The organism is Stenotrophomonas maltophilia group sp. RY12688 (assembly GCF_052149045.1).
Lineage (GTDB): Bacteria > Pseudomonadota > Gammaproteobacteria > Xanthomonadales > Xanthomonadaceae > Stenotrophomonas > Stenotrophomonas sepilia.
In genome coordinates, this window is the sequence record NZ_CP197389.1 from 3,307,005 (window position 1) to 3,327,247 (window position 20,243).

Below are 20,243 nucleotides of genomic sequence, written 5' to 3' on the forward strand. Positions count from 1 at the left end.
GCCAGTCACACCGGCTTGATCATCCCCCTCCCTATAGTCAGGCACCTGCCACCGTATGGGATGCCGCCATGAATCCGCTGTCCCTGGCCCGCCTGGCCGTGACCCTGAGCCTGGGCACCATCGCCACGCTCGCCCTGCCCTCCGCCCCGGCCGCCGCGCAAAGCGGGGTGATCCGTTGCGAGAGCCAGAACAACCGAGAACGCGTGTGCAACACAGGCTGGCGCAATGCGCAGCTGGTCCGCCAGCTGTCCGGCAGCGCCTGCGACGAGGGCCGCACCTGGGGCAGCCGCAATGGCAGCATCTGGGTCACCAATGGCTGCCGCGCCGAATTCGTCGAGGCCCGTGGTGGCTGGGGCGGCGGCAACGGCGGTGGCTGGGGCGGCAACAACGGCCGGCCCGGCGAAACCATCCGCTGTGAGAGCCAGAACAATCGCGAACGCAGCTGCCCGGTCGGCTGGCGCAATGCCCGCCTGGTCCGCCAGCTGTCCGGCAGCCCCTGCGACGAAGGCCGTACCTGGGGAGTGCGCAACGGCGCGGTGTGGGTCAGCAACGGCTGCCGCGCCGAATTCGCCGAAGCTCGCGGATGGGGTGGCGGCGGGGGCGGTGGCTGGGGCGGCGGCAACAGCAACTACTCCATCACCTGCAGCAGCAACAACAACCGCACGCAGAACTGTGACTGGGATGAGCGCCAGGGCCGGCCGGTGCTGCAGCAGCAGCTGTCCGGCAGCGCCTGCCAGGAGGGCCGCAGCTGGGGCTACGCACGGGGCCAGGTGTGGGTGAGCAACGGTTGCCGGGCGCGCTTCGGTACGCGTTGAGTTACGGGGTCGGATCCCTGGCCAGCGGCCGGGGCTCTGACCCGACCAGGTATCCCGCTTCCACGCATGGCGTGGATCTACTGGGGGTCTTTCCGGGGGCGGAGCGCTTTACAGGAGGCATCTGACCCCGCGATCACGGTGCGGGCGCTTTGTCGTCACCCCACGGCGGCGGCGGCAGATCGACCGGCTTGCTCAGGTCGAACTTCACGCGGAAGCGGCGGCCGTCCGGGCGGCCCAGCTCGTAGACGAAGGTCTGGTCGGGGTCGATCTCCATCGCCCAGGTGTTGTGCGTGGAGGCCAGCATGTCGGCACGACGGAACATCGCCACCGAATCGGAGTCGGCCGGGAACTGCTGGCGCTCGGCGGTGCCCGGTGGCGTGCTGTCGCCGCCATAGAGGGTGATCGCATCCGCGCTGCCATCCTGATGGCGATGATCGTGCTTCAGGCGCAGGCCGTTTTCGGTGCGGGTCAGCACCCAGGTGCGCGAGTGGTCATCCCCCACATGGAAGGGAATCCGCAATTCATGGGCAGGATCGGCACAGCCGCGCACATGCATGACCAGGCGCTGCCCGGCGAACGGGTCCTTGCCGGTCGGCGCCGGCGTGTCCTCCACCACCCGGCCTTCAAAGGCCTGGCCGCAATGCGCGGCGATGGCGGCCATGAAGGCATCGGCCGGTGCGGTCGCCAGATCATGGGCGACCGTATCGGAACGCTGCGAGCAGGCAGCGAGGCTGAGCAGGAGGGCGGAAGCGGCAACAACGGCAGGCAGTCTCATGCCCCAACCCTAACGACCCGGGCCGGTGCGCGCAAACCGCGCTGACCGGCCACGTCACGTCAGGGGTGCAGCCAGACCTCGCAACCGCCCACGTCCTGCTTCTGGCCACCGGCGGCATAGCGCCGGGTGATCTCGGCCAGCCATTGCACGCGCTCGGGGCTGCTGCCCACCTGGTTGGGGCAGCTGACCAGCGCGGCCAGCGGCAGTCCCCCCAGTGCTGCGTCATCTGCAGCCAGCGATGCGAGCACGTCGTCCGATGCCCAGTCCGGAATCATCACGGCGCGGCGGCCGGAGAAATACGGCAGCTCGGAGGACCAGTCCTGACCGAACGCGACCACCACGCCCTGCGCCGGGGTGCCGGTCCGGATGGCCTCGGCGATCTGCAAAACCGGTGTCGGCTCGCGCGCTTCCTTGATGTCCTTCAGCGACTTCACCAGGCCAAAGCCCACCGACAGCACGCACAGGAAGATCGCCAGTGCAACGCCACGGCGCGGCTTGCCCGCCGCTTCGGCCGCCAGCACCGTCGACCACAGCACCAAGCCGATGATCGACGTGGCGAACACGATATTGGCCGCCTGGTAGTAGGGATGGGCGATGTGCAGGTTGGTGAAGACCAGGAACGGCGCCAGGTAGGCCAGCAGCAGGATCCCCACCGCCGTGCGCGTGCGCTTCTGCCACAGCCCGGCGATGACGAAGACCAGGAAGATCCAGTTGGAGCCGATCGCACCGGAGAAGCGCTTCTTGAACACCGTGCCCCACCAGGTAGCCGGATCCAGGCGCTGCTGCAGGGTGCCGTAATTCCAGGTGGACAGTGCATCGGAGGTGATCTGCCGGCCCAGCGCCGACTGCGCCTTCAGCGCATCGGCATGCTGCAGCCACAGGCTGAGCGTGGCCAGCGCGGCAAGCGCGGACAGACCACCCCAGAACAGCAGCTGCCAATGCTGCTGCAGCCACCGCGGGCGCCAGCCGTGCTCGTGCAGGGCCAGCCACAGGAAGGCCAGCGCAACGAACGCGGCAAAGCCGAAGAACGAGGTGACCTTGATGGCCGCCGACAGCACCGCCGCGACGATGGCGACCAGGCCCACCCACACGCGCGGCTGGCTGCGCAGGCGTGCCATCGCCCAGACAAAAAGCAGGCCGAAGAACACCGCGCTGGACTCCATCATCACCGAGCGCCCCCAGAACTGCGCGTACGGTGAGACGGCGAATGCGCCGGCCACGCACAGCGCCAGCGTGCGGTCAGGGCGCCATGCCAGCAGCGTGCGATAGACCAGCCAGATGCAGCCGGCATGGAAGACGGTGGAGACCAGCCGCCCGCTGTTGTCGGCACTCATGCCGGTGACGCTGGACAGCAACGCCGCCAGCCACTGGTAGAACGGGAACTCGAAGGGGATCGACCAGGGCGCGCCCAGCACCGGGGTCACGTAGTCCAGCCAGGGCCCGCCACGTAGCAACCAGTCGATCGACAGGGCAGTCTGCGTCTGCCGGAAACCGGAGGCATCGACCGGGGGCATCGACCAGCTGCAGCCCAGCAGGACCAGCAGCGCGATTGCCGAAAACCACAACAGGATCTTGCCCGGCAACAGGCTGCGGTCTGGGTTGCTTTCCTGGTTCACGCCTGTTGCTCCTGGCTGTGGCCGCCCACGGCAGGGCGCGCTTCACGGGCGCGCAGTGTCTGTGTTGACGCGCGGGAGTGCAAGCCGCTGCACGCGGCTGCGGCTCAGCCCAGCGGTGGCAGCGGCGCCTTCGGCGGCTCGGCGTGGCTGACTTCGGTGGCCGCGACCGGTGCGGCCTCGCCCTCGCCCGCCGGTTCCTGCTCCACCGGATCGACGTCGAACGGCGTGCGGAACACCAGCGACGGCAGCAGCGTGGTCAGTGCGGCGTACAGCAGCAGCGCGCCGAACAGCACTGCGGGTATCTGGAAGCGCTCGCGCATGATCGCCGCCAGCACCAGGGTGAAGATCAGGGTCGGGGCCAGCGCCAGCGAGACCCGCAGGCTGCTGCGGAAGCTCTCGCCGAACATCACCCGGCGCTGCAGCCAGACCACGCCGATGCGCAGCGGCAGCACCACCAGGGTGATCACGATGCCCAGCCCCAGCGCCTCGAAGCTCAACGCTTCGCTGGGCACCTTGGTGCCCGCGTTGAAGAAATAGAACGGCACGAAGAACGAGGCGAACAGACGCAGCGCGTGCAGGTTCTCGTGCGAGGCCAGCAGCGGCATGCGCTGGTGCAGCAGGCGCGCGACCAGGCCGGCAATGAACGCGCCGACCAGGTAATACACGCCCAGCAGGTAGGTGATGTAGGCCGCCACCATGCCGACCATCACCAGCAGCGAGAACTCCGAACCCGGCGCGTGCGGCGCCACCCAGCGGCCCAGCGCGATGAACAGCAGCGGCAGGCCGACCATCATCGCCAGCAGCGCCAGGCTGGACAGCGCCATGTGGCCCGGATCGCCGGCCTGCAGCACGATGAACAAGGCAGCCAGCGCCAGCAGCTCACCGGCGATGGCCTTGCTGGTCACCCAGAACCGTTCGTCCTCACTCAGGCCCAGCCGCGACAGCGAGTCCATGATGAAACCGGTGGAGGGCGTCAGCAGCGCCAACGCCAGCAGCCCGGCGGCCTGCCACGGCAATCCTGCGTAACGCCAGGCCAACCAGCCGACGCCGAACAGCGTGCCGGTACGGATGACCAGATGTGCCAGCAGCGGCCACATTCCCCGGCGCAGCGCCTGCAGATCCACTTCCAGGCCGGCGAACAGGAACAGCGAGGAAATGCCCAGGGTGGCCAGCAGTCCGATCACCGCATCATGTGCCTGATCCCCCAGCCAGAGCATGCCGATGATGCCGAACAGCAGGCAGGTCAACGGGGCAGGCAGGCTGAAACGCTGCAACGCGCGTGGGATCACCAGCAGCGCGAAGATCAGCAACAGGTAGATCAGTTCATGGCTCATGGGGTCTTCCGTGGGGTTGGAACGCGCGCAGGATGCGCGCGCTGAACCGATCCGGCAAGCCATTTTCGAATGACCCCGGTTACCTCATCCGATCATCGCGTCGGCCAGCGCCCCCACCCGTGCAAGCACCGCTGCGCGCTGATCGTCATCGACCGACGCGCCCTGCAGATAGGCGGTGACCACCCACGCTGCGCCGCCCGCATGCGGCCACAGCACGGCAATGTCGTTGCGCGTGTCATCACCGTTGCTGCCGGTCTTGTCCCCCACCCGCCAGCGCTTGCCCAGCCCGGCGCGCAGGCAGGCATCGCCGGTCTGGTTGTCGATGAGCCAATCAGTGAACTGCTGGCGCGATGCCGGCTGCAGGCCATTGCCCACCGCGAAGCGGGCCAAGCTGGTGGCCATCGCGGCCGGGCTAGTGGTATCGCGCGGGTCTCCCTTCGCGAACAGATTCACGTCCGGCTCGTTGCGGTCATTGCGGGTAACGCTGTCGCCCTGCCCGCGCAGGAATGCCGTCAGCGCCGACGGCCCGCCCACCACCTCCAGCAGCAGGTTGGCCGCCGTGTTGTCGCTGGTGGTCAGCGTGCCCCGGCACAGGTCGCGCACCGTCAGGTCCTTGCCCACATGGCGGCGCGCCACCGGGGCGTAGGACAGCAGATCCTTTTCGGCGATGGGCACACGTGTGTCGAGCGAAACGCGGCCTGCATCGGCAAGGCTCAGCACATGGGCAACCAGCATCGACTTGAACGTGCTGCACATCGGGAAGCGCTCGTCCTGACGATGTCCGCCGATGCGACGGCCGTTACCGGTGTTCAGCACGGTGACGCCCAGACGGCCACCGCTGGCTTTCTCCAGCGCGGCGAAATCGGCGGCGCCGGCAATGGCGGCGTTCGCGGCGGATATGCCGGACGATGGGGAAACAGCTCGCGCCAACGCCGGGGCAAGCAGCGAGGAAGCAACGGCAGCACCACTGAACTGCAGGAATCGGCGACGGGCGAGCATAGGGTTCTCCTAGTGACCGCTCGATTATTGGCGCTTCCCCTGCAGCCGACCAGCGCGAAGAATCAAGGCAAGCCATAAGTTGAACTCATGCCTGTCGTAATCAACTTGTTGAGATTTACGAAATTCCTTATTGAACGGTAGGATCAGCCATCACCCTGGCTCACGGCTTTCCGATGCTGCACCCGACCCTGCCGCTCAACGCGCTGCGTGCTTTTGAAGCCGCCGCCCGCCATCAGAACTTCACCCGTGCCGCGCTCGAGTTGTGCGTCAGCCAGGCCGCGCTGAGCCACCAGATCCGGGGTCTGGAAGACCGGCTCGGCATCCGCCTGTTCCATCGCCTGCCGCGCGGCGTGGCGCTGACCGATGAAGGCGCAGCACTGTATCCGGTGCTCAACGAATCGTTCGAACGCATCTCGACCAGCATCGCGCGCTACACCGGCGGGCCCGCCCGCGAAGTGCTGACGCTGGGGGTGGTCGGCACCTTCGCCACCGGTTGGCTGCTGCCACGGCTGGCCGCATTCGAGGCCGCGCATCCGGACATCGAGCTGCGCCTGCAGACCCACAACAACCGCATCGACCTGGCCGGCGAGGGGCTGGATCTGGCCATCCGCTTCGGTGATGGCGACTGGCAGGGCCAGGCCTGCACGGCGATCCTCAATGCGCCCTTCGCGCCGCTGTGCGCCCCGGCATTGGCGCGGCGGCTGAAGCAGCCGCGCGACCTGGCCACGCTGCCGTTGCTGCGTTCCTATCGCAGCGACGAATGGCCGCGCTGGCTGCAGGCGGCCGGCGTCAGCGGCGTGGAAGCACGTGGGCCGGTGTTCGATTCCTCGCTGACGGTGGCGATGGCCGCCGCCGGCGGTGCCGGCGTGGCCTTGCTGCCGCTGCGCATGTTCGAGCAGGAACTGGCCGAAGGCCGCCTGCTGCAGCCGTTCGGCACCACGCTGGAGCTGGGCCGATACTGGCTGACGCGGCTACGCTCGCGCGCCGAGCGCGAGCCGGCCAAGCGCTTCCGCGAGTGGCTGCAGGCGCAGGGCGCGTAGGCAGTGCCGGCCGCTGGCCGGCAATCCCTTGATCGTTGTGGGCGCATCGCGCTGCCGGCCAGCGGCCGGTACTACCGGTCAGGACTCGAGCAGTTCCATCCAGGCCGCTTCGGCCTTTTCCAGCTGCGCGGCAGCGGTTTCGCGGTCACGGCCGATCACCGCCATGCGGCTGGCATCGGCATAGTTGGCCGGGTCGGCGAGTTGGCGGTCCAGCTCGGCCAGCACACCTTCCAGCTCGGCCACCTTGGCCTCGGCGGCGGCCAGCTTGTGCGGGTTCACGGGCTTCTTCTGCACCACCTGTGCCACCGGGGCGGTCTTGACCACCACCGGCTCTTCCACCTGCTCCATGCGGGCCTTCGTGCCCTGCGCCTGCGGACGGGTGCGCAGCCACGCGGCGTATGCATCCAGGTCACCGTCGAACGGCTCGACCACGCCATCGGCCACGCGCCAGTAGGTATCGCAGACCAGGCCGATCAGGTGGCGGTCATGCGAGACCATCACGATCGCGCCTTCGAAGGTGGCCAGCGCTTCGGCCAGCGCTTCGCGCATTTCCAGGTCAAGGTGGTTGGTCGGTTCGTCCAGCAGCAGCACGTTCGGCTGCTGCCAGGCGATCAGCGCCAGCGCCAGGCGCGCGCGCTCGCCACCGGAGAAACCATCGACCGGCTCGAACGCACGGTCGCCGGGGAAATTCCACTTGCCAAGGAAATCGCGGAACGACTGGTTCGGCGCATCCGGCGCAATCTCGCGGAAGTGCTCCATCGGCGACTGGCCTTCGTGCAGCGACTCCACCGTGTGCTGGGCGAAGTAGCCGATCTTCAGGTCCGGGTGCGCCATGCGCTCACCGACGATCGGCGCCAGTTCACCCACCAGGGTCTTCACCAGGGTGGTCTTGCCGGCGCCGTTCGGGCCGAGCAGGCCAATGCGCTGGCCCGCTTCCAGGCCGAAGCCGACGTTGTGCAGGATCACTGCGTCCTGGCCATAGCCGGCCTCGACGTGATTCAGGCGGATCAGCGAGAACGGCAGCTTGGCCGGCGGCGCAAACTCGATGCGGAACTCGCGTTCGGCGCGCACCGCTTCGGTGCCGGCCAGCTTGGCCAGGCGCTTCATGCGGCTCTGCGCCTGCGCGGCCTTGCTGGCCTGCGCCTTGAAGCGGTCGATGAAACTCTGCAGGTGGGCACGCTCGGCCTGCTCCTTCTCGTGCGCGATCTGCTGCTGGCGCAGCTGTTCGGCGCGCTGGCGCTCGAAATCGGTGTAGCCGCCCGGGTAGAGCTTGGCGCCGCCGCCGTGCAGGTGCAGGGTGTGGGTGGCCACGTTGTCGAGGAACTCGCGGTCATGCGAGATCAGCAGCAGGGTGCCCGGGTACTTCAGCAGCCACTGTTCCAGCCAGTACACCGCGTCCAGATCGAGGTGGTTGGTCGGTTCGTCGAGCAGCAGCAGGTCGCTGGGCATCATCAGCGCGCGGGCCAGGTTCAGGCGCACGCGCCAGCCACCGGAGAACGAGGACACCGCGCGGTGGTGGGTCTCGGCCGGGAAACCAAGGCCGTGCAACAGCTTGCCGGCGCGCGCTTCGGCGTCGTAGGCGCCCATCTCGGCCATCTTCGTGTGTGCGTTGGCCACCGCCTCCCAGTCTTCGCGGGCGGTCGCCTCGGCCTCTTCGGCCAGCACCGCGGCCACCTCGGTATCGCCGCCCAGCACGAAGCTCAGCGCCGGGTCCGGCAGCGACGGGGTTTCCTGGGCCACGCTGGCGATACGGACCTTGCCGGGCAGGTCGACGTCACCCTTGTCGGCCTCCAGTTCGCCCTTCACCGCCGCGAACAGGCTGGATTTGCCAGCACCGTTGCGGCCGACCACACCTACCCGGTAACCGGCGTGCAGGGTCAGGTCGACATTGGACAACAGCAGCCGCTCGCCGCGGCGCAAGGCGAAATTACGAAGGGAGATCATCGGGGAAGGGGTCCATATAACCGGATGGAATGTGCTGGTGAGCACTGTTCCTGCGACGCAATTCTAGCGTTAACGAATACTTGACGCGTCCCGGGATGCGCAGTGGCCGACGTTCCTCTCTCCCACGTCCTCGCCGCGCGCGTCCCGGGTCTCCTCCCCGCCGATGCCTGTCCGGGCTAAATGGTTGCTGCTGCAACGTTTTTTCCGATGACCGGCATTTGACAGGCACTGAATATCCCGTTAATTGCTGTATTGCGCACCGCAACAACCGCCGTCCGCCTCACCCCCGTGATGTCGATTCCGGTGCCGCCCCCGCCAACCGGAGCCCATCCCGATGACCCGCAAGACCAGCCTGATCGCCGCCGCCGTCGCTGTCGCACTCGGTGGCTCTCCGTTCGTCGCCGCCGCCCAGCAGGCCGGCACCGCCGCCAACACCCTGGACACCGTGATCGTCACCGGCACCCGCGTGGCCGACCGCACCGTCGCCGAATCGCAATCGCCGATCGACATCATCACCCCCGAAGCGCTGCAGTCCACCGGCACCAGCGAACTGGCCACCGCCCTTTCACGCGCCCTGCCCTCGCTGAACTTCCCGCGCCCGGCACTGACCGACGGCACCAGCGGCGTGCGCCCGGCGCAACTGCGCGGCCTGTCGCCGGACCAGGTGCTGGTGCTGGTCAACGGCAAGCGCCGCCACACCTCAGCGATGATCAACGTCAACGGCAGCATCGGTCGTGGCTCGTCTGCGGTGGACATCAACGCGATCCCGATCGCCGCGATCGAGCGCGTGGAAGTGCTGCGCGACGGCGCGTCGGCGCAGTACGGCTCGGACGCCATTGCCGGCGTCATCAACATCGTGCTCAAGGGCAGCGGCAGTGGCGGCAGCCTGGCCGTAGACTACGGCCAGTACTCCGCCGGCGACGGCAACAAGTACCAGCTTTCCGGCGATACCGGCGTCGAGTTCGGCAACGGCCGAGGCCGCGTGCACGTGGCCGGCCAGATCAGCCAGCAGGATGAAAGCAACCGCGCCGGCCCGTACCGCGGCACCACGCCGAACACCGGCAACTTCCCCAGCATCGGCCAGAAGACCTTCATCGTCGGCGACCCGCGCGTGGATGCCACTGCTGCGTCGGCCAACGCCAGCTTCGACTTCAGCGACCACGTGACCGGCTATGCCAGCGCGCTGCTCAGCAATCGCGACATCACCTCGTTTGCGTTCTACCGTTCGCGCAACCACAGCGGGCAGAGCGCGCTGCTGGCGCAGACCTATCCGGACGGCTACGTGCCGGAGATCAACCAGTATTCCAAGGACCGCTCGCTGGTGGCCGGGGTCAAGGGCAACACCGACAGCGGCTGGACCTGGGACCTGAGCCTGAACCACGGCGAGAACACCCTCGATTTCCACACCCGCAACAGCATCAACTACAGCCTCGGTGCGACCAGCCCGCGCTCGTTCTACGACGGCACGCTGAAGTACCAGCAGGACATCTTCAACGCCGACCTGACCAAGTCGCTGGACTGGGGCCTTGCCTACCCGGTCACGCTGTCCTTCGGCGGTGAGTACCGCAAGGAGAAGTGGGACCAGAACCCGGGCGAACTGAACTCGTACACCGGCAGCGGCGCGCAGGGCTTCGCCGGCTTCACCCCGACCAATGAAGTGCATGCCGACCGCCACAACTACGCGGTCTATGCCGGCCTGGAAGCGGACCTGACCGAAAAGTTCTCGGCCGGCATCACCGGCCGCTACGAGGACTACTCGGACTTCGGCGACCGCTTCTCCGGCAAGCTGTCGGCGCGCTATGCGTTCACCGACAAGGTCGCGCTGCGTGCCACCGCCTCCAGCGGCTTCCGTGCACCGTCGCTGGCGCAGCAGGGCTACCAGGCGGTCACCAGCCAGTTCCTCAATGGCGTGTTCGTTGAACGCGGCACCTTCCCGACCACCAGCCCGGCCGCGCAGGCGCTGGGTGCCTCGCCGTTGAAGGCCGAAACCTCCACCTCCTACAGCCTGGGCCTGGTACTGCAGCCGGTCGACCGTCTGTACATCACCGTCGATGCGTACCAGATCGACATCGATGACCGCATCGCGCTGTCGTCCAGCATCACCACCAACGCCGCCACCAGCGCGCTGCTGGGCACCCTCGGCCTGCCGCAGGTGACTGCGTTCTCGTACTTCACCAACGGCCTGGATACGCGCACCCGTGGCGTCGACTTCGTGTCCAGCTACACGGTGCCGTTCAGCGCCAGCAGCCTGGAGCTGACCGCCGCCTACAGCTACAACGACACCGAAGTGCGCCGTGTCGGCGGCACTCCGGCGGTGTTCGGCACCCTGGGCCTGACCCAGTCGCTGATCGGCCGTGATGAGATCGGTCGCATCGAGGACAGCTACCCGCGCGACAAGGCGATCCTGAGCGGCACCTGGCGTTCGGACCACTGGGAACTGGGCCTGGCCGCAACCCGCTACGGCAAGTTCACCGTGCGCAACTCGGCAACCGCGCTGCGCGACCAGACCTACGGCGATGCCTGGGTGGTGGATGCCTCGGCCAGCTACAAGCCGAGCAGCAACTGGACCCTGACCGTGGGCGCCGACAACCTGCTGGACAAGTACCCGGACCGCACCGAAGACCTGCAGAACTCCACCTTCGGCATGCTGCCGTACAGCAACTACTCGCCGTTCGGCTTCAACGGCGCGTATGTGTACGGGCGGATCAAGTACACCTGGTAAGCGGTAATGGGGGCGCCGTGCCCTGCCCGGCGCTGCTCCACACACCCGCCGGCGACCTCGGGGCAGGCGCGGTCCTGACCGTATACGTTGCCAGCTCCTGCACCCGGTTTCCAGGCTGTGCTCTGTTGCACGCGCCTCATAGGCCGTCCCGTGCATAATCAGCGGACCAACGAAGGAGCCGCTCCGTGACGAGAGCCTGCATCACTCGCCGCCATGTGTACGCTGCGCTCGCGTGGGTTGCGCTGGCGGCCCCCCTGTCAGGGTGTTCAGGAGATCACGTGAAACCCAGCTATTCCAAATCGAGCCTTGAGCCGGTCGTCGTCACCCAGCTCTCCGCGTCGAAGCTCCAGGTCCAGTTCAATGAACCGATGGAAAGCATGTATTACGCGGCAGGGATGAGCTATGTCGTGGAAGGGGACACCATGAAAGTCGTTGTCGATCGCTGTCCCATATCCGGCCAATGCACAACCATGCTGCGGCGCGACGTGAAGCCCGGACCTGCTGGCCCGGCCCGTCAGGAAATTCCCTTGATGGCGCCGCGCGTGGTGATGCTGTACGCCGATGGCGAAACACAGATTTTTCCGTAAGGGCATTCCATGAGCGACAAGGTCGTCCTCGGCATCCATAGTCACGTAGACCCCAATACACAGGGGTCGTTCAATCAGTTCGTGGACGGCCACGCCTGGATCTCGGTGACGCGAAACGGCCATACGACGTTCCATGGCCTGTGGCCAGACAACCATCCACTCGTTGAGGACAATGGCCCAGGTTCGGACATCCGCGAAGGCATGGAAGCCCGGGCCACATCTTCGGCCTCACGCTATTACGAATTGACTCCCGAGCAGGTCAAGCGACTTGACCAGGCCTTGGGCGAAAATGTCACCTGGTCATATGGCAATACCTGCGCATCGTGGGCGACCAGTACCGTGAACAAGGTTACTGGGCAGTCCCTGGATGCAGGTGAACTGCTGTTCACCGATACGCCGCGGGAGCTGATCGAGTCCATTCGCAAGGCAGAGCGCGTGCGGCCCACCAGTCCTTCGCAGCCGCAACCGGCAACCGAACGGCCGGAAACCAGCATCCCATCGCTGAGCGATGCCTCGGCATCGCTTCACCAGCAGGCACTCGCCGGCGTCCATGCGCTGGACGCATCGCTGGGTCGCACATCTGATGAATCCAGCCAACGCATGGCGGCCAGCCTCACCCAACTTGCCCGGGCACAAGGTCTGGAACGGATCGACCATGTGGTATTGGGCTTGCCGACTGGTCAGCCCCCAAGGCCGGAGAACATCTTCGTCATTCAAGGAGCCTTGGATGACCCGGGCCATCTGCGTGCCCCCATCAACATTGAAACGGCCCTTCAGCCATCCGTTGCGGAGTCGCTGCGGCAGATTCATCAGTTGGACAAGCAGTTGGCCGCCTCGCCGCAGCAGGCCGAGCCTGCCCTTGAAGAGACCCAGCGCCGGCAGATGGTGTGATCATCGACGGCTACGCCTGGAGCCCCCCATAGGTAGGCACCATTCGGCCCGCCAGGGCCTGCCATCTCTCAACAAGGCTTGATATCTCGCCCGTACAAGCCGCCCACGCAACGATCCGATACGCTGGCCGGGTTTGCCGTATCTGGCCTCATCGGTGAAAATCGGGGCACCCCCGATTTCCTGCGAGTGCCGATGCACCATGACACCGACCTGATCAACATCGTGGCCGTTGGCCTGGGGCTCGCCTTCATCTTCGGCGCGCTGGCCAACAAGCTCCGCTTGTCTCCCCTGGTCGGTTACCTGGTTGCTGGCATCTGCGTAGGCCCGTTCACCCCCGGCTTCGTCGCCGACCAGGCGCTGGCCAACCAGCTGGCCGAACTGGGCGTGATGCTGCTGATGTTCGGCGTCGGCCTGCACTTCTCGCTGAAGGACCTGATGGCGGTCAAGGCCATCGCCATCCCCGGCGCCATCGGCCAGATCGCGGTGGCCACCCTGCTCGGCTGGGGCGTGGCCTCGCTGATGGGCTGGCCGGCCATTCACGGCGTCATCTTTGGTTTCTCGCTGGCCACGGCCAGTACCGTAGTACTGCTGCGGGCGATGGAGGAACGCCGTCTGCTGGAAACCATGCGCGGCAAGATCGCGGTCGGCTGGCTGATCGTGGAAGACCTGGCCTGCGTGCTGGCACTGGTGATGATGCCGGTGATGGCCGGTGTGTTCGGCCCCGACGCGGCCAAGGAGTCGCACTCGCTGGGCAGCGTGCTGGCCGACATCGGCTGGACCTTCGTGCAGCTGGGCCTGTTCGTGGCGGTGATGCTGGTGGTCGGGCGCCGGGTCATCCCTTGGATCCTCGAACGTATCGCCGGTACCGGTTCGCGCGAACTGTTCACCCTGTCGGTGCTGGCAATCGCGCTGGGGGTGGCGTTCGGCTCGGCGATGCTGTTCGGCGTCTCGTTCGCGCTGGGCGCGTTCTTCGCCGGCATGCTGCTCAACGAATCGGAACTGAGCCACAAGGCCGCGCACGATTCGCTGCCGCTGCGCGATGCGTTCGCGGTGTTGTTCTTCGTCTCGGTCGGCATGCTGTTCGACCCCAACATCCTCGTCCAGCATCCGTGGCAGGTGCTGGCCACGGTGCTGATCATCATGTTCGGCAAGTCGGCAGCCGCGTTCTTCATCGTGCGTGCGTTCGGCCACCCGACCAGCACTGCGCTGACCATCTCGGCCAGCCTCGCCCAGATCGGCGAGTTCGCCTTCATCATCGCCGGCCTCGGCGTGGCGCTGCAGATCCTGCCGAAGGAAGGCCAGTCGCTGGTGCTGGCCGGCGCGCTGGTATCGATCATGCTCAACCCGCTGGTGTTCGGCCTGCTCGACCGATGGCAGGCCAAACAGGAAAAGCAGCCGCAAACGCCGGAGCCGGAGGAGGCGACCGGCCCGTCGCGCGACCTGCATGACCATGCCATCGTGATCGGCTATGGCCGGGTGGGCAGCGAGCTGGCCCAGGTACTGCGCGATCGCGGCGTGCCGGTGCTGGTGATCGATGACAACAAGGAGCACGTCGAGCAGGCGCACGCCAGGGGCCTGGCAGCGATCCGTGGCAGCGCCGCCGCCGACCGGGTGCTGGCCGAGGCCCATCCGGAGCGGGCCAAGATCGCAGTGCTGGCGATCCCACAGCCGCTGGAAGCCGGCGAGGCACTGGCCAAGCTGCGTGCGATCAACCCGGACCTGACCCTGCTGGCACGTGCGCACAGCGATGCCGAAGTGAAGCATCTGCTGGAGCACGGTGCCGATGGCACGGTGATGGCCGAGCGCGAGCTGGCCTATTCGCTGGCGGAGATGATCATGTCCACGCCGCCGTACCGGAACCTGAGGCAGCACAACATTCCTGTTGTATGAGGGGTGTGCTTGCGGCAGGGCTTGCAGCCCTGCACCTGCCCAAACAACGGCAACGGCAAGGACAAGAGCAAAAGCTGGCATTCCGTGGGATCGCGGGGTGGGTCCGCTTGCAGCGGCCGCTGCAAGTACGTCCATGTAAGCTCGGTCGCCGCTTGCTCGTGTGCGCAATCCTGCGCACACGGCAAGACCGGGGTTGGGCGTCCTGCCCAACCCGCCCGAGGCATGCCTCGGGCCCATGCGGCTCACGCCCCCGCAAGCGGCCCCACCCCGCCTTCGACAATTTCCCGCGTTCTGCAGTAGATCCACGCCATGCGTGGATGCTGTTTGATGAACTGTCGGAATGTTCGATTCCGATGGTGATCCATCCACGCATGGCGTGGATCTACCAGGATTGATGCCGACCGTCGGCACATGGGGTCAGATCTGTTTTCCACAGGAAAACGGATCTGACCCCGGAAACAAAAAAATCCCCGGTCGACCCGCATCGACCGGGGATCTGGATCGCCACATTGCCACGCCTTGGAGAGGCAGTTCCACCCTAGCGCATCGCGTGGCCGGCGGTGATCGCCTGTGGCGATGACGACCAAGCGCGTGGCTATCAGGCGGCGGCCAGGGCCTGCTCCAGGTCGGCGCGCAGGTCGCCGATGTGTTCGATGCCGATCGACAGCCGCACGGTGTCCTCACTGACGCCGGCCTTGGCCAGCTCCGCGGCATCCAGCTGGCGATGGGTGGTCGAGGCCGGATGGGTGGCCAGTGACTTCGCATCACCCAGGTTGACCAGGCGGGTGAACAGCTTCAGGGCATCGAGGAAGCGCGCGCCGGCTTCACGGCCGCCGGGCAGGCCGAAGGTCAGTACGCCCGAGCCGTGCCCACCCAGATAGCGCTGCGCGGCGCCATGCTCGGGATCGTCGGCCAATCCCGCGTAACGCACCCAGGCGACCTTGTCGTGCGCCTTCAGGAACTGCGCGACGGCCAGTGCATTGGCGTTGATGCGCTCCATGCGCAGGGCCAGGGTTTCGATGCCCTGCAGGATCAGGAACGCATTGAACGGCGACAACGCGGCACCGGTATTGCGCAGCGGGACCACCCGCGCCCGGCCGATGTAGGCCGCCGGCCCCAGTGCTTCGGTATAGACCACGCCGTGGTAACTGGGGTCGGGTTGGTTGAGGCGGGCGAAACGCTTCGGCTGCGCCGCCCAGTCGAAGCGGCCGGAGTCGATGATTGCACCGCCGAGGCTGTTGCCGTGGCCACCCAGGTACTTGGTCAGCGAGTGCACGACGATGTCGGCACCGTGCTCGAACGGGCGCAGCAGGAACGGCGTGGCCACGGTGTTGTCGACGATCAGCGGCACACCCGCGGCATGCGCGACCTCGGCAATGGCGGCGATGTCGGTGACGTTGCCGCGCGGGTTGCCGATCGATTCGACGAACACCGCCTTGGTGCGCTCGTCGATCAGCGCGGCGAACGCAGAAGGATCGGCCGGGTCGGCGAAGCGCGCCTGGATGGCATACTGCGGCAGCGTGTGTGCCAGCAGGTTGAGGCTGCCGCCATACAGCGCGCTGGAGGCGACGATGTTGTCACCGGCCTCGGCGATGGTCTGGAGGGCATAGGTGATCGCGGCCTGCCCCGAGGCCAGCGCCAGCGCACCGATGCCACCTTCCAGTGCGGCCAGGCGTTGCTCCAGCACGTCGGTGGTAGGGTTCATGATGCGAGTGTAGATATTGCCGGGCACCTTCAGGTCGAACAGATCGGCGCCGTGCTGGGTGTCATCGAAGGCATACGCCACGGTCTGGTAGATCGGCACCGCCACCGCGCGGGTGGTCGGGTCGGGACGGTAGCCACCGTGCACGGCCAGGGTTTCCAGTTGCCACTGCGGTTCGCTCATTGCACCAGGCTCCATCCGGGGAAACCGCCACCATAGGCCAGCCCGCGCCCGCCACTGAAAGCCACTGGCGATGACGCCCGTACCGGCGGTTATCAGGTTGGCCGCGATTCAGGCAGTCGTCATGGGGCGCTGCTAGGCTGCGCCGCCGGGCGCTGCTGCCCGGGCACGGAGGCCCCACCCATGCAGCCATCGCCCTGGCATCCCACCACCAGCAGTTCGCCTACGTCGGTCATGCTGGTAGAGGACGACCGTCGCCTGGCCGAACTGGTGAGCGACTACCTCCACCAGCATGGCTTCGCCGTGCAGCACATCGCACGCGGCGATCTGGCCGGCGCGGCCTGCCGCCAGCACGCGCCGGAGCTGGTGGTGCTGGACCTGATGCTGCCCGGCCTGGGCGGCATCGACGTGTGCCGCCAGATCCGCAGCTTCTCCGATGTGCCGATCCTGATGCTGACCGCCTGCGAGGACGACATCGAACAGGTGCTGGGCCTGGAATCGGGCGCCGACGACTATGTGCACAAGCCCATCGAACCACGCCTGCTTCTGGCCCGGCTGCGCGCCCTGCTGCGCCGCCGCCACGGCAGCAGCAACACCGGCACGCCCAGCCGGCTGATGCACGGTGAACTGCTGATCGACCGCATGCAGCGTGAGGTACACCTGCACGGTGCCACGGTGGACGTGGGCACCACCGAATTCGAGATCCTGTGGCTGCTGGCCAGCCAGCCGGGGCAGATCCTGTCCCGTGACCAGATCCTGCAGGCGGTGCGCGGTATCGGCTTCGACGGCCTGGACCGCAGCGTTGACGTCTGCATCGGCAAGCTGCGTCGCAAGCTCGGCGACGATGCGCGCGAGCCGCGGCGGATCAAGACCGTGTGGGGCCGCGGCTACCAGTTCAATCCGTCGGCCTGGACGGCATGAAGCGGCTGTTCCTGTGGCTGTGGTTCATCACCGGCGCCTGTTTCCTGGCCTCGGTGTTCTTTCTCAACCGGGTGCTCGACAGCATCTATACGCCCGTGCAGGATCGCGTTTTCGTCCAGCAGGTGCGCGGGCAGGTGTACGCCCTGCGCAGCGGCCTGGCCGGCCTGGACGGTAGCCAGCAGCGTGAGCGCCTGCAGCAGTGGCAACCGCACTATGGCATCGCATTGACCCTGCTCGACAAGCCTCCCGCGCTGACCCCGCAGGAACAGGCAGCCGTGCAGGCCGATGGCTTCATCGTGCGCGATCAGTACCAGCAGGTCCTGCTGCCCATCGAAGGCATCGATGGTCGCTGGTTGCACCTGCGCGTGCCTGGCGCGGTGCAGATGACCACGTACATGACCATCGCGGCCTACCTCAGCATCCTGCTGCTGGTCGGCGCCAGCCTGTACGCCTGGGTACGCCTGCTCTGGCGCGATCTGGATGCCCTGCGCGTGCATGCCGACCGCATCGGCGCCGGCGATCTGCAGGCACGCGCGCAGGTCTCGCCACGCTCGCAGATCCGGGTCATCGTCGACCATTCCAACCGCATGGCCGCGCGCGTGGCCGAACTGGTACAGCGCCAGCGCGACCTGACCCATGCGATCTCCCACGAACTGCGTACGCCGATCGCGCGCGTGGCCTTCGGCCTGGACCTGATGCAGGACAGCGATGACCGCGAGCGCCGCGAACGACTGGCGCAGGGCCTGCATGGCGACCTGGCCGAGCTCAACCGGCTGGTCAGCGAACTGCTGGCCTACGAACGGCTGGAGCATCCCAGCGAGGGCGAACCGATGCAGCGGATCGAAGCCAACGACTGGCTGCAGGCCTGCCTGGCCGATGCCCGCCGCGATGCCGAACGTGCCGGCCTGGTGCTGCGCGTGCAGCCCAGCGCCCTGCCTCGGCTGGAAGCGGAACCGCGCCTGCTGCAGCTGGCGCTGAGCAATCTGGTCGGCAATGCCCTGCGCCACGCGCGCTCGCAGGTGGACGTGTCGCTGGTGAGTGTGGGCGGGCGCGCCTGCCTGCGCGTGGACGACGACGGCCCCGGCATCGCCGAGGCTGACCGCGAAAAGGTGGTCCGCCCGTTCACCCGCCTGGATGACAGCCGCAGCCGCGACACCGGCGGCTTCGGCCTGGGCCTGGCGATCGTCGGCCGCATTGCCGCACGCCACCACGGCGAACTGCGCATCGGTCGCGCCGCCCTCGGCGGCGCACGCCTGGAAATGCACTGGCCGCTGGCTGCCAGCTGAACGCCCACGGGCGCAATTACAGTTGATTACAACTCCCGCACAACTGCGGACGGATCGGTCGCCGGCGTATCGCCACGCTAGCGACCCTGCAGCACTCGCCGGATGCGCGCGCTGCTTTCCTCCCATTGTCGAGAGTTTCCATGTCCCAGCTTCGCCGTTCCCCCGCCCTGCTCCACCTGGCCCTGTTGCCGCTGTTCGCCGCCCCGATCGCCCACGCCAAGGATGACCACTGGACCTTCGAGCTCGCCGCCGGCGGTGGCGTGGCGCCGCGCTACAGCGGCAGCGAGGAGTACCGTGCGACGCCTTCGCTGTCCTTCGATGTCACCTCGCCGGGGGGCTGGTTTCTGGGCACCAGTGGCATCGGCTGGGGCACGACCCTCGGCGAGCACACCCGCGTGCGCGCCTATGTCGGTGCCAGCGGTATCCGCAGGGACAAGGATTCGCTGCTCGGCGGTTCGGACTTCCTGCGCGGCATGGGCGATATCGATACCCGTCCCCTGGTCGGTGTCTCGGCTGGATATACGCTGGGCGAGGCCGTGCTGAGCGGCTCCTGGCAGTTCACCCGCAAGGACGAGGACAAGGCTGAGAACGGACTGGCTACCCAGCAGATCCACCTGAACCTGAGCATGCCGCTGTTCGACCTGGCCGGTGGCGTGGTCAGCGGCAGCGTCTCCACCGACTACGGCAACCGTGGCTACATGCAGACCTGGTACGGCGTCAGTCCGGAACAGGCCGCGCGCACCGGCTTTGCCGAGCACAAACCGAAGGCGGGCCTGGTCAGCGCCGGTGTCGGCCTGAAGTGGAGCCACCGCGTGGGCCGTAATGGCAACTGGTACATCTCGGCCGAAGGCACGCGCCTGCTCGGCGATGCCGCCGACAGCCCGATCGTGCAGAAGGCCAATCAGTTCGGCGTGATGAGCGGCTATACGCACCGCTTCTGATGCATGAAGGGCGCCGCGGGGCGCCCTCTTTCGCTGCGATCAGTGGCAGGCTTGTGCGGCGCCGCTGCCGCACAAGCCGACCTCGCGCAGCCAGCCGATCCACTGCACGACGTCGTCCTTCTCCGGCTCGGCGCGGAACGACTTCTGCACGGTGTGGAAGCCCTGCCTGCCCTGCATGCCCTTGATCCAGGTGAACTCCGGTTTGCCGGTGCCGGGGTTCAGCGGGCAACTGAGCATCAGCAGCGCGAATGGCCGTCCGCCCTCCTCGCCTTCGCGGATCCAGTGGCTCTGCGCTGCCGGACAGGCCATGCGCCACCCCGCCTCGATGATGCCGAGGAACTCGCGCGGACTCACATGGCCACTGTTCGGCGCATCATTGACAGTGACCATGTCGGTCCAGTCCTGCACGGTCTGGCCCTGCGGCACGTACTCGGTGATGCGGTTGCCTTGTGCGTCGGTGCTCTGGTGGGCCTGCTGGTAACCCTTCATCGGCGGCAGCTGGACCTGTTCGACGGCTGCAGCGTGTCCAGAAACAGCAGCGAGCGCCAGCGCCAGCGCCAGCGCCATGCAGAGTGAAACCCTTCGGGTAACGTCCATGCG

At 67.1% G+C, this 20,243-nt stretch carries 16 protein-coding genes; 9 read left to right on the top strand and 7 right to left on the bottom strand.

What is annotated here, in order from left to right; genetic code table 11:
- The first annotated feature begins 68 nt into the window (after positions 1-68).
- Positions 69-815, top strand: coding sequence for a DUF3011 domain-containing protein (locus tag ACS0OT_RS15485; RefSeq protein WP_069139338.1), 747 nt, complete (start codon positions 69-71; stop codon positions 813-815).
- A gap of 133 nt (positions 816-948) precedes the next feature.
- On the opposite strand, the gene ACS0OT_RS15490 is transcribed toward ACS0OT_RS15485, so the two are convergent.
- From ACS0OT_RS15490 to blaL2, 4 genes are all read right to left on the bottom strand, one after another.
- Positions 949-1,590 (bottom strand): hypothetical protein, encoded by a 642-nt coding sequence (locus ACS0OT_RS15490; protein WP_053501011.1) that lies wholly within the window; start codon positions 1,588-1,590, stop codon positions 949-951.
- Between the two features lie 59 nt (positions 1,591-1,649).
- Positions 1,650-3,206 carry a glycosyltransferase family 39 protein gene (locus ACS0OT_RS15495; protein WP_164230415.1) on the bottom strand — a complete coding sequence of 519 codons (1,557 nt, stop codon included), beginning with the start codon at positions 3,204-3,206 and terminating at the stop codon, positions 1,650-1,652.
- A 104-nt stretch (positions 3,207-3,310) separates the two neighbouring features.
- Positions 3,311-4,540: a cation:proton antiporter gene (locus tag ACS0OT_RS15500; RefSeq protein ID WP_065178906.1), complete on the bottom strand. Its 1,230-nt coding sequence runs from the start codon at positions 4,538-4,540 to the stop codon at positions 3,311-3,313.
- Between the two features lie 84 nt (positions 4,541-4,624).
- Complete coding sequence (blaL2, locus tag ACS0OT_RS15505) at positions 4,625-5,539, bottom strand: L2 family extended-spectrum class A beta-lactamase (protein WP_005418531.1); 915 nt, start codon at positions 5,537-5,539, stop codon at positions 4,625-4,627.
- A gap of 173 nt (positions 5,540-5,712) precedes the next feature.
- Between blaL2 and ampR the strand changes: the two genes are divergently transcribed.
- Positions 5,713-6,579: a LysR family transcriptional regulator AmpR gene (ampR, locus tag ACS0OT_RS15510; RefSeq protein ID WP_065185250.1), complete on the top strand. Its 867-nt coding sequence runs from the start codon at positions 5,713-5,715 to the stop codon at positions 6,577-6,579.
- A gap of 78 nt (positions 6,580-6,657) precedes the next feature.
- On the opposite strand, the gene ACS0OT_RS15515 is transcribed toward ampR, so the two are convergent.
- The gene (locus tag ACS0OT_RS15515; protein WP_005418533.1) at positions 6,658-8,523 is read right to left on the bottom strand and encodes an ABC-F family ATP-binding cassette domain-containing protein; all 1,866 of its coding nucleotides are present in this window, start codon (positions 8,521-8,523) and stop codon (positions 6,658-6,660) included.
- A 334-nt stretch (positions 8,524-8,857) separates the two neighbouring features.
- On the opposite strand from ACS0OT_RS15515, the gene ACS0OT_RS15520 reads away from it, so the two are divergent.
- The 4 genes from ACS0OT_RS15520 to ybaL all read left to right on the top strand — a co-directional run bounded on the left by ACS0OT_RS15520 (position 8,858) and on the right by ybaL (position 14,613).
- A complete protein-coding gene (locus tag ACS0OT_RS15520) occupies positions 8,858-11,245 on the top strand; it encodes a TonB-dependent receptor plug domain-containing protein (RefSeq protein ID WP_065185251.1) in 2,388 nt (795 codons plus the stop codon).
- A 278-nt stretch (positions 11,246-11,523) separates the two neighbouring features.
- The gene (locus ACS0OT_RS15525) at positions 11,524-11,832 is read left to right on the top strand and encodes a hypothetical protein (RefSeq protein WP_005418535.1); all 309 of its coding nucleotides are present in this window, start codon (positions 11,524-11,526) and stop codon (positions 11,830-11,832) included.
- Between the two features lie 9 nt (positions 11,833-11,841).
- A complete protein-coding gene (locus ACS0OT_RS15530) occupies positions 11,842-12,723 on the top strand; it encodes an XVIPCD domain-containing protein (protein ID WP_005418536.1) in 882 nt (293 codons plus the stop codon).
- Between the two features lie 192 nt (positions 12,724-12,915).
- Positions 12,916-14,613: a YbaL family putative K(+) efflux transporter gene (gene ybaL, locus ACS0OT_RS15535; protein ID WP_065178909.1), complete on the top strand. Its 1,698-nt coding sequence runs from the start codon at positions 12,916-12,918 to the stop codon at positions 14,611-14,613.
- 598 nt (positions 14,614-15,211) lie between these two features.
- Here the strand turns inward: ybaL and ACS0OT_RS15540 are convergent.
- Positions 15,212-16,498 (bottom strand): O-acetylhomoserine aminocarboxypropyltransferase/cysteine synthase family protein, encoded by a 1,287-nt coding sequence (locus ACS0OT_RS15540; RefSeq protein WP_065178910.1) that lies wholly within the window; start codon positions 16,496-16,498, stop codon positions 15,212-15,214.
- 180 nt (positions 16,499-16,678) lie between these two features.
- Between ACS0OT_RS15540 and ACS0OT_RS15545 the strand changes: the two genes are divergently transcribed.
- From ACS0OT_RS15545 to ACS0OT_RS15555, 3 genes are all read left to right on the top strand, one after another.
- Positions 16,679-17,416: a response regulator transcription factor gene (locus ACS0OT_RS15545; protein ID WP_005418539.1), complete on the top strand. Its 738-nt coding sequence runs from the start codon at positions 16,679-16,681 to the stop codon at positions 17,414-17,416.
- The gene (locus ACS0OT_RS15550; protein ID WP_065178912.1) at positions 17,413-18,702 is read left to right on the top strand and encodes an ATP-binding protein; all 1,290 of its coding nucleotides are present in this window, start codon (positions 17,413-17,415) and stop codon (positions 18,700-18,702) included. Before ACS0OT_RS15545 ends, ACS0OT_RS15550 begins: the two co-directional genes overlap by 4 nt.
- Before the next feature lie 140 nt (positions 18,703-18,842).
- Positions 18,843-19,643 carry a MipA/OmpV family protein gene (locus ACS0OT_RS15555; RefSeq protein ID WP_069139331.1) on the top strand — a complete coding sequence of 267 codons (801 nt, stop codon included), beginning with the start codon at positions 18,843-18,845 and terminating at the stop codon, positions 19,641-19,643.
- Positions 19,644-19,682: 39 nt separating this feature from the next.
- Here the strand turns inward: ACS0OT_RS15555 and ACS0OT_RS15560 are convergent, their stop codons facing one another.
- Positions 19,683-20,240, bottom strand: a complete 558-nt coding sequence (locus tag ACS0OT_RS15560) for a hypothetical protein (protein WP_235646283.1) — start codon at positions 20,238-20,240, stop codon at positions 19,683-19,685.
- Between the last annotated feature and the right edge of the window lie 3 nt (positions 20,241-20,243).

What these genes read in the sequence shown, in the direction of transcription:
- ACS0OT_RS15545 (WP_005418539.1), top strand. Translation starts at nt 16,679, where the DNA reads ATGCAGCCATCGCCCTGGCATCCCACCACCAGCAGTTCGCCTACGTCG.
- blaL2 (WP_005418531.1), bottom strand. Translation starts at nt 5,539, where the DNA reads ATGCTCGCCCGTCGCCGATTCCTGCAGTTCAGTGGTGCTGCCGTTGCT.
- ACS0OT_RS15485 (WP_069139338.1), top strand. Translation starts at nt 69, where the DNA reads ATGAATCCGCTGTCCCTGGCCCGCCTGGCCGTGACCCTGAGCCTGGGC.
- ACS0OT_RS15530 (WP_005418536.1), top strand. Translation starts at nt 11,842, where the DNA reads ATGAGCGACAAGGTCGTCCTCGGCATCCATAGTCACGTAGACCCCAAT.
- ybaL (WP_065178909.1), top strand. Translation starts at nt 12,916, where the DNA reads ATGCACCATGACACCGACCTGATCAACATCGTGGCCGTTGGCCTGGGG.
- ampR (WP_065185250.1), top strand. Translation starts at nt 5,713, where the DNA reads ATGCTGCACCCGACCCTGCCGCTCAACGCGCTGCGTGCTTTTGAAGCC.
- ACS0OT_RS15560 (WP_235646283.1), bottom strand. Translation starts at nt 20,240, where the DNA reads ATGGACGTTACCCGAAGGGTTTCACTCTGCATGGCGCTGGCGCTGGCG.
- ACS0OT_RS15515 (WP_005418533.1), bottom strand. Translation starts at nt 8,523, where the DNA reads ATGATCTCCCTTCGTAATTTCGCCTTGCGCCGCGGCGAGCGGCTGCTG.
- ACS0OT_RS15550 (WP_065178912.1), top strand. Translation starts at nt 17,413, where the DNA reads ATGAAGCGGCTGTTCCTGTGGCTGTGGTTCATCACCGGCGCCTGTTTC.
- ACS0OT_RS15520 (WP_065185251.1), top strand. Translation starts at nt 8,858, where the DNA reads ATGACCCGCAAGACCAGCCTGATCGCCGCCGCCGTCGCTGTCGCACTC.
- ACS0OT_RS15500 (WP_065178906.1), bottom strand. Translation starts at nt 4,540, where the DNA reads ATGAGCCATGAACTGATCTACCTGTTGCTGATCTTCGCGCTGCTGGTG.
- ACS0OT_RS15490 (WP_053501011.1), bottom strand. Translation starts at nt 1,590, where the DNA reads ATGAGACTGCCTGCCGTTGTTGCCGCTTCCGCCCTCCTGCTCAGCCTC.
- ACS0OT_RS15540 (WP_065178910.1), bottom strand. Translation starts at nt 16,498, where the DNA reads ATGAGCGAACCGCAGTGGCAACTGGAAACCCTGGCCGTGCACGGTGGC.
- ACS0OT_RS15555 (WP_069139331.1), top strand. Translation starts at nt 18,843, where the DNA reads ATGTCCCAGCTTCGCCGTTCCCCCGCCCTGCTCCACCTGGCCCTGTTG.